The organism is Stenotrophomonas sp. PS02289 (assembly GCF_029960115.1).
GTDB lineage: Bacteria > Pseudomonadota > Gammaproteobacteria > Xanthomonadales > Xanthomonadaceae > Stenotrophomonas.
Genome location: NZ_JASCOZ010000338.1, coordinates 1 through 1,125, shown reverse-complemented (window position 1 = coordinate 1,125; position 1,125 = coordinate 1). Strand labels below are relative to the sequence as shown.

The following is a 1,125-nucleotide window of genomic DNA, read 5'->3' as shown; positions in this document are numbered from 1 at the left end:
CGGATTTTGGTTTTATTGTCAGGGCCGCGCCAATAGGGGGGGCCGCCAAAGGGCCGGCGCTACCGGTGTTCCAGACCACGCTAATCGGGGACAATACGCTCCCCACTCGCCGCCGCGCCCCTTCGATGACTGACTCCACCGCCCCCCATTCCGCCCGCATCCTGGACGGCCGCCGCATCGCCGAAGACCTGCTGGACAGCCTGAAGGTCCGCGTTGACGCCCGTCTGGCCGCTGGCGGCAGCCGCCCGGGGCTGGCCGTGGTGCTGGTGGGGGGCGACCCGGCCTCGACCGTGTACGTGCGCAACAAGCGCCGCGCCGCCGAAAAAGTGGGCATCGAGGCGTTCGACTACGACCTGCCGGCCGGCACCACCGAAGCGCAGCTGTTGACCCTGATCGACCAGCTCAACGCCGACCCCAAGATCCACGGCATTCTGGTGCAGCTGCCGCTGCCGGGCATTCCCGACGCCAGCCGCCTGATCCACCGCATCGACCCGCGCAAGGACGTGGACGGCTTCCACCCGGAAAACGTCGGCCACCTGGCCCTGCGTGAATTCGGCCTGCGCCCGTGCACCCCGCGCGGCATCACCACGCTGCTGGGGCACACCGACCAGCCGGTGCGTGGCCGCAACGCCACCATCGTGGGCGTGAGCAACCACGTCGGCCGCCCGATGGGCCTGGAACTGCTGATCGCCGGCTGCACCGTGACCAGCTGCCACAAGTTCACCCCCAAGGACGTGCTCGAACAGGCCGTGCGCAACGCCGACATCCTGGTGGTCGCGGTCGGCCGCCCCGGCATCGTGCCGGGGGAGTGGGTCAAGCCGGGCGCGGTGGTGATCGACGTCGGCATCAACCGGCTGGACGACGGCCGCCTGGTCGGCGATGTCGGCTTCGAGGCCGCCGCCGAGCGCGCCAGCTGGATCACCCCGGTGCCGGGTGGGGTAGGGCCGATGACCGTGGCGACCCTGATGCAGAACACGATCGAGGCCGCCGAAGGGTACGCGACATCGCATTCGCGCTGACGCTCCCACGGTTCGCTGTGCGAACCGCGGGCCCCTCCTCCCCACCACCCACGCCCCCCCCGCTTCGCGGCCCCCCCCCCACATCGGGGGCGCTACCCCAGCCCCC

General features: G+C 71.0%; 1 protein-coding gene. It reads left to right on the top strand.

Annotated elements, in window-relative coordinates:
• The first annotated feature begins 125 nt into the window (after window positions 1–125).
• Window positions 126–1,019, top strand: coding sequence for a bifunctional methylenetetrahydrofolate dehydrogenase/methenyltetrahydrofolate cyclohydrolase FolD (gene folD / locus QMX83_RS21485; protein WP_282298653.1), 894 nt, complete (start codon window positions 126–128; stop codon window positions 1,017–1,019).
• Window positions 1,020–1,125 lie beyond the last annotated feature (106 nt).